Raw genomic sequence first — 6,485 nt, forward strand, 5'->3', positions numbered from 1 at the left:
CCCGTCGGCCGACGTGGACCGGCCCCGCGTCAGGCCGGGTCCGGCAGCCGGGTGCCGGTGCCGCTCACCCGCACCCGCGCGTCGCCCGCCCCCAGCGTCACGGTGAGCGTGCCGGGGCGGCCCATGTCCTCGCCCTGGTGCAGGGTCAGCACGGCGGCCTCCGGAACGAGGGCCAGCTCCCGCAGGTACGCCCCGAACGCGGCCGCCGCGGCACCCGTCGCCGGGTCCTCCACCACCCCGCCGACCGGGAACGGATCGCGGACGTGGAACACCGCGTCGGACGCCCGCCACACCAGCTGCACGGTCGTCAGGTCCAGCCGGTGCATCAGCGCTTCCAGCCGCGCGAAGTCGTAGTCCAGCGCGGCCAGCCGCTTCCGGGTGGCCGCGGCCAGCACGAGGTGGCGGGCCCCGGCGTACGCGATTCGGGGCGGCAGGGCCGGGTCGAGGTCGGCGGCCGGCCAGTCGAGCGCCGCCAGCGCCTCCGCGAGGTCGCCCGCGTCCACGTCCTCGACGCGCGGCTCCACGCTGGTCAGCGTCGCCCGCAGCTCGTCGCCCTCGCGGACCACGGTGACCGGCACCGTACCGGCGGGGGTGGCGAACTCCACCTCGCCCGGCCCGTCCCGCTCGGCGAGCGCGAGGGCGGCGGCGACCGTGGCGTGGCCGCAGAACGGCACCTCGGCCTTCGGGCTGAAGTAGCGGACCGTGTAACCGCGCGCACCGGGCTCCGACGCCTCGGTCCGCCCGGTCAGAAAGGCCGTCTCGCTGTAGCCGAGGTCCGCCGCCACGGCCAGCATGGCGGCCTCGTCGAGACCGGAGGCGTCGAGTACGACCCCGGCGGGATTGCCGCCCTCGGGGTCGGCGGAGAACGCGGTGTAGCGCAGGATGCCGGTTGCGGGGAGATCAGTCATGTGCGGCTCAACTCCCCGCCGGCCGACGGCATTCCCGGTGCGCCGTCAGCCCCGGCCCACGTACGGCATCGCCGTCGCCATCACCGTCGCGAACTGGACGTTCGCCTCCAGGGGCAGCTCCGCCATGTGCAGCACCGTCCGGGCCACGTCACCGGCCGCCATCACCGGCTCCACGGCGAGTTCGCCGTTGGCCTGGAGGGTGCCCGTGCGCATCCGTTCCGTCATGTCCGTCGCCGCGTTGCCGATGTCGATCTGGCCGCAGGCGATGCGGTACGGGCGCCCGTCCAGTGACAGCGACTTCGTCAGACCGGTGATCGCGTGCTTCGTCGCGGTGTACGCCGCCGAGTGCGGGCGCGGCGTGTGCGCCGAGATGGAACCGTTGTTGATGATCCGTCCGCCTTGCGGGTCCTGCTCCTTCATCTGCCGGTACGCGGCCTGCGCGCAGAGGAACGCCCCCGTCAGGTTGACGTCGACGACCCCGCGCCAGTCCTCGTACGCCAGCTCCTCGACGGGCCCGCCGGGGCCGAACGTGCCCGCGTTGTTGAACAGCAGGTCGAGGCGGCCGGCCCACTCCCGGACGGCGGAGAACAGCGCGTCCACGTCCTCGGGGCGGGTCACGTCGGCCGGGACGGTCAGGACCCGGGCGTGTTCACCGGCCAGGGCCGCCGTCTCGGCCAGCGGGCCCGGGCGGCGGCCCGCGAGCGCCACCGACCAGCCCGCGCCGGCCAGGGCGAGCGCGACCGCGCGGCCGATGCCGGAACCGGCGCCCGTCACCACCGCGGTCTTCACCGGGGGGTTCTCCTCGGAATTCAACAGACTGTTGCTCATGCTGGGGCAGCGTACGCGCAGCACCGGCGGGGTGATCCGGGGCGGGGCTCCGGCGATTCCCGCGCCCGTGCGGCGCCGGAAGGTGATCATGGATTTCGCCGCGAACGCGGAGTTTGCCCCTGGGGGCACCATCCTGCCGCACTCCTCATCCGGGCGACGCCCGCGCGACGCGAACACGTCAGCCTCCGGATGCGCCGGGCCGCTGGACTTCCCCCACACCACCAGTCAGGGGAGGGACAGATGACGCACTCATCGCCACAGCAGGAGCTGCGCGAAGCGGCCCGGCACACGGACCGCCGCCGCTTCCTCACCGTCACCGGAGCCGCCGCCGCGCTCGCCTTCTCGGTCGGCCTGCCCGCCGCCGGGACCGCCAGTGCCCGCGAGATGGAGGCCCGGCGGATCGGCGAGGACCCGTTCACCCTCGGTGTCGCGTCCGGCGACCCGCTGCCGAACTCGGTGCTGCTCTGGACCCGGCTCGCGCCCCGCCCGTTCGAACCCGGCAGCGGCCTCCCGGACGCCCGCGTCGAGGTCCGCTGGGAGCTGGCCCACGACGAGCGGTTCAGCCGCGTCGTCCGGCGCGGCACCACGTACGCCCACCCGGAGTTCAACCACAGCGTCCACGTCGAGGTCCAGGGCCTCGCCCCCGACCGCGTCCTCTACTACCGCTTCCGCGCCGGCCGGTGGACCAGCCCCACCGGCCGCACCCGCACGGCGCCCGCGCCCGGCGCCCGCAAGCGCGAACTGGCCCTGGCAGCCGTCTCCTGCCAGGCGTACCACGACGGCTACTACACCGCGTACCGGCACCTCGCCCAGGAGGACGTCGACGTCGTCTTCCACCTCGGCGACTACCTGTACGAGTACGCCGTCACCGCCGTCGGCGGGGCCCGCAAGTACACCGACCGCACGCTGCCCGCCCTGTTCAACAAGGAGACGGAGACACTGGAGGACTACCGGCTGCGGTACGCCCTCTACAAGTCCGACCCGGACCTGCGCGCCGCCCACGCCGCGCACCCCTTCGTCGTCACCTGGGACGACCACGAGACCGAGAACAACTACGCGGGCGACACCCCGGAGAACAGCGTGCCGCCCGAGGAGTTCCTGATCCGCCGGGCCGCCGCGTACCGCGCCTACTGGGAGAACCAGCCGCTGCGCGCACCCCAGCGGCCCACCGGCCCCGACATGCGGCTCTACCGGCGGCTGAACTTCGGCCGGCTCGCCCAGTTCGACGTGCTCGACACCCGGCAGTACCGCAGCGACCAGGCGTACGGCGACGGCTGGCAGACGCCCGGACCGGAGTCCGAGGACCCGAAGCGCACCCTGACCGGCGCCACCCAGGAGCGCTGGCTCATCGACGGCTGGCGCCACTCGCACGCCACCTGGAACGTCGTCCCCCAGCAGGTCACCTTCGCCCAGCGGCGCGACGTGCCCACCGACGCGTTCAAGCTGTCCATGGACTCCTGGGACGGCTACCCGGCCTCCCGCGACCGCATCCTGAAGGGCGCCGAGCGCGTCGGCGTGGACAACCTCATGGTCCTCACCGGCGACGTGCACGTCAGCTACGGCTTCGACATCAAGCGGGACTTCGACGACCCGGCGTCGCGCACCGTCGGCACCGAGATCGTCACGACCTCCCTCACCAGCGGGAAGGACGGCTCCGAGAAGCCGTCCAACTACAACAACCTGATGGCGGCCAACCCGCACCTGAAGTTCTACAACGGGCGCCGCGGCTACGCCGTCGTCACCCTCCAGGAGCGCGCGGCGCGCGCCGACTTCCGCACGGTCTCGGCCGTCACGACGCCGGGCGCCCCCGTCACCACCGCCGGCTCCTACGTCACCGAGGCCGGCCGCCCGGGTCTGAAGCCCGCCTAAGCGGCATCCACGGGGTAGCGGACGCCGATGCGGCCACGGACCGCGTCGAGCGTCCGCATCACCGCGAGCGAACCCTCCAGCGGCACCAGCGGGGACTCCGTCTCGCCGGCGAGGACCGCCCGCATCACCTCGGCCGCCTCGTACTGCATCCCCGAGAGCCCCTGCGGACCCGGGCCCGAGGTGACCTCCTCGGGCTCGGCGCCCGCCCGGTGCAGCACGAAGCCCTGCGGATGGAAGAAGCTGTGCGGGATGTCGATCCGCCCGCCCGTCCCGATCACCGTGGCGGCCGTCGGGTGGTGCCCGACGATCGAGCAGGACAGCAGGGCGTTGGCGCCCGAATCCCAGCCCAGCAGCATCCCGGTGTTCAGGTCCACGCCCTCCGGCGACAGCAGCGCGTCCGCCCGCACCCGGTCCGGCTCGCCCAGCAGCAGCTGCGCGAACGACACCGGGTACACGCCCAGGTCCAGCAGCGCCCCGCCGCCCAGCCGGGGATCGCGCAGCCGGTGGTCCGGGCCCAGGTCGCCCGCGAAGCCGAAGTCGGCCTGCACGGTCCGGATCTCCCCGATGGCCCCGTCCCGCACCAGCTCGGTCAGGCGCCGGATCACGGGGTTGCAGTAGGTCCACATCGCTTCCATCAGGAAGACCCCGCGGTCCCGGGCGAGCTTCACCAGCTCCCGCGCCTCCCGCTCGTTCAGCGTGAACGCCTTCTCGCACAGCACGTGCTTCCCGGCCTCCAGCGCGAGCGCGGCGGCCTCCCGGTGCGCGGAGTGCGGCGTGGCCACGTACACCACGTCGACCTCGTCGTCCGCGACCAGGCCCGCCCAGTCCCCGTACGCCCTCGGTATCCCGAACCGCTCCGCGAACGCCCGCGCCGAGGCGTCCGAGCGGGACGCCACGGCCACCACCTCCGCACCGGGCATCGTCTGGAGATCGGCGGTGAACGTCGCCGCGATCCCGCCGGTCGCCAGCACGCCCCAACGGACAGTCCTGCTCATGCACGCTCCCAAAAAAGGTGTCGACCATCCCCGCCGAGCTGAGAGCATAGAGCCGGATTCAACAACTATGGAGATGAGAATGCCGGAGAGCGGCGTCAGCCGGGCCCAGCAGCAGATACGCACCACCGACACCACCCCGCGGAGCGGGACCCCCCTTCCCGGCAGAGCCGCCACCCCCGCCGCCCGGCGCACGGGCCTCCTCGTCACCCTCGTCCTCGGCGGCCTCACGGCGCTCCCGCCGCTGTCGATGGACATGTACCTCCCGGCCCTTCCGGCCGTCACCGACTCGCTGCACGCCCCCGCCGCCACGGTCCAGCTCACCCTGACCGCCTGCCTCACCGGCATGGCGCTCGGCCAGGTCGTCGTCGGACCGATGAGCGACCGCTGGGGCAGGCGCCGCCCGCTGCTGCTCGGCATGGCCGTCTACGTCATCGCCACCGCGCTCTGCATCTTCGCCCCGTCCGCCGGGCTCCTCATCGCCTTCCGCCTGATCCAGGGCCTCGCCGGCGCGGCCGGCATCGTCATCTCCCGCGCCGTCGTCCGCGACATGTACGACGGCGTCGCGATGGCCCGGTTCTTCTCGACGCTGATGCTGATCTCCGGCGTCGCCCCCGTCATCGCCCCGGTCATCGGCGGCCAGGTCCTGCGCCTCACCGACTGGCGCGGCATCTTCGGGGTCCTGACCGCCGTGGGCGTCCTGCTCACGTTCGTCGTGTGGAAGTGGCTCGGCGAGACCCTGCCGCCCGCCGAGCGCCACACCGGCGGTATCGGCGACGCCCTGCGCACCATGCGCGGCCTGCTCGCCGACCGGGTCTTCACCGGCTACATGATCGCGGGCAGCCTCGCCTTCGCCGCCCTCTTCTCCTACGTCAGCGCCTCGCCGTTCGTCGTCCAGGAGATCTACGGGGCGTCCCCGCAGACCTTCAGCCTGCTCTTCGGCATCAACTCCATCGGGCTGATCGCCGTCGGCCAGATCAACGGCAAGCTGCTCGTCGGCCGGGTCAGCCTGGACAAGGCCCTCACCTTCGGCCTCGTCGTCATCGTGGCCGCCGCGACCGCGCTGCTCCTGATGACCTCCGGGGTCTTCGGCGACGTCGGTCTCGTGCCGGTGGCCGCCGGGCTCTTCGTGCTGATGTCGGCGATGGGCCTGGCGATGCCCAACACCAACGCCCAGGCGCTGATGCGCACCAAGCACGCCGCCGGATCGGCCTCCGCGCTGCTCGGCACCTCGCAGTTCCTGATCGGCGCCATCGCCTCCCCGCTCGTCGGCATCGCGGGCGAGGAGACCGCGGTCCCCATGGCCGTCGTCCAACTGACCTGCGCGGTGGGCGCCCTCGCCTGCTTCCTGGGCCTCTGCCGGCCCCAGGGGGTGTTTCCCCGGCCATGACCGGGCCCGCGGCGTCTGGCACGGCACCTCGCGGCGTTGCCGTCGATCACCAACGCTCCGCGTTGTCTCGATCCTCCGCCTTGCGATGCACCGCACCAGACGCCGCGGCCTGTCCGGTCCTGTCCGGGGAAACACCCCCTGGCAGCGCACCTCCGGGATCTGAGGCCCGCCCCGGCCCGCCTACAATTCCTCGGTGAACGCCACCCTCCCCACCGCGGACGCCCTGCGCGCGGCCCTCGCCGGATTGCTGGACGGGCTGCCGCCCAAGCGGGCCGGCCAGGCCGTCGACCGGCTCATCGCCCACTACCGGGGCACGATCCCCACCGACGCCCCGGTGCTCCGCGACCGCGCGGACGTGGTCGCGTACGCGGCGTACCGGATGCCCGCCACCTTCGAGGCGGTACGGGCCGCCCTCGCCGCCCTCCGCGAGGCCGCCCCCGACTGGGCGCCCGCCACGCACACCGACGCCGGCGGCGGCACCGGGGCGGCGAGCTGGGC

The 6,485-nt window shown here is 73.5% G+C and carries 6 protein-coding genes; 3 read left to right on the top strand and 3 right to left on the bottom strand.

Annotated features, from left to right (window positions below):
• Positions 1–29: 29 nt before the first annotated feature.
• A complete protein-coding gene (locus G3I41_RS21875; RefSeq protein ID WP_164402105.1) occupies positions 30–908 on the bottom strand; it encodes a PhzF family phenazine biosynthesis isomerase in 879 nt (292 codons plus the stop codon).
• A gap of 45 nt (positions 909–953) precedes the next feature.
• Entirely contained in the window at positions 954–1,736 is a 783-nt protein-coding gene (locus G3I41_RS21880) for an SDR family oxidoreductase (RefSeq protein WP_164402106.1), read from the bottom strand.
• Positions 1,737–1,976: 240 nt separating this feature from the next.
• Between G3I41_RS21880 and G3I41_RS21885 the strand changes: the two genes are divergently transcribed.
• A complete protein-coding gene (locus G3I41_RS21885; RefSeq protein WP_164402107.1) occupies positions 1,977–3,605 on the top strand; it encodes an alkaline phosphatase D family protein in 1,629 nt (542 codons plus the stop codon).
• Here G3I41_RS21885 and G3I41_RS21890 read toward each other — a convergent pair.
• Complete coding sequence (locus G3I41_RS21890) at positions 3,602–4,600, bottom strand: Gfo/Idh/MocA family oxidoreductase (protein WP_203601466.1); 999 nt, start codon at positions 4,598–4,600, stop codon at positions 3,602–3,604. The genes G3I41_RS21885 and G3I41_RS21890 overlap by 4 nt on opposite strands.
• Positions 4,601–4,679: 79 nt before the next feature.
• Here G3I41_RS21890 and G3I41_RS21895 point away from each other — a divergent pair, with 79 nt between their 5' ends.
• On the top strand, positions 4,680–5,987 hold the full coding sequence (locus G3I41_RS21895; protein ID WP_164402108.1) for a multidrug effflux MFS transporter: 1,308 nt from the start codon (positions 4,680–4,682) through the stop codon (positions 5,985–5,987).
• A 193-nt stretch (positions 5,988–6,180) separates the two neighbouring features.
• Positions 6,181–6,485 (top strand): small ribosomal subunit Rsm22 family protein (locus tag G3I41_RS21900; protein WP_343242203.1); only part of this gene is annotated, 305 nt, incomplete at its 3' end.

Origin of the sequence: Streptomyces sp. SID9727 (assembly GCF_010550605.1) — a bacterium.
Lineage (GTDB): Bacteria > Actinomycetota > Actinomycetes > Streptomycetales > Streptomycetaceae > Streptomyces.

Coding starts and splice junctions, on each gene's coding strand:
- G3I41_RS21885 (WP_164402107.1), top strand. CDS start 1,977: ATGACGCACTCATCGCCACAGCAGGAGCTGCGCGAAGCGGCCCGGCAC.
- G3I41_RS21880 (WP_164402106.1), bottom strand. CDS start 1,736: ATGAGCAACAGTCTGTTGAATTCCGAGGAGAACCCCCCGGTGAAGACC.
- G3I41_RS21875 (WP_164402105.1), bottom strand. CDS start 908: ATGACTGATCTCCCCGCAACCGGCATCCTGCGCTACACCGCGTTCTCC.
- G3I41_RS21895 (WP_164402108.1), top strand. CDS start 4,680: ATGCCGGAGAGCGGCGTCAGCCGGGCCCAGCAGCAGATACGCACCACC.
- G3I41_RS21890 (WP_203601466.1), bottom strand. CDS start 4,600: ATGAGCAGGACTGTCCGTTGGGGCGTGCTGGCGACCGGCGGGATCGCG.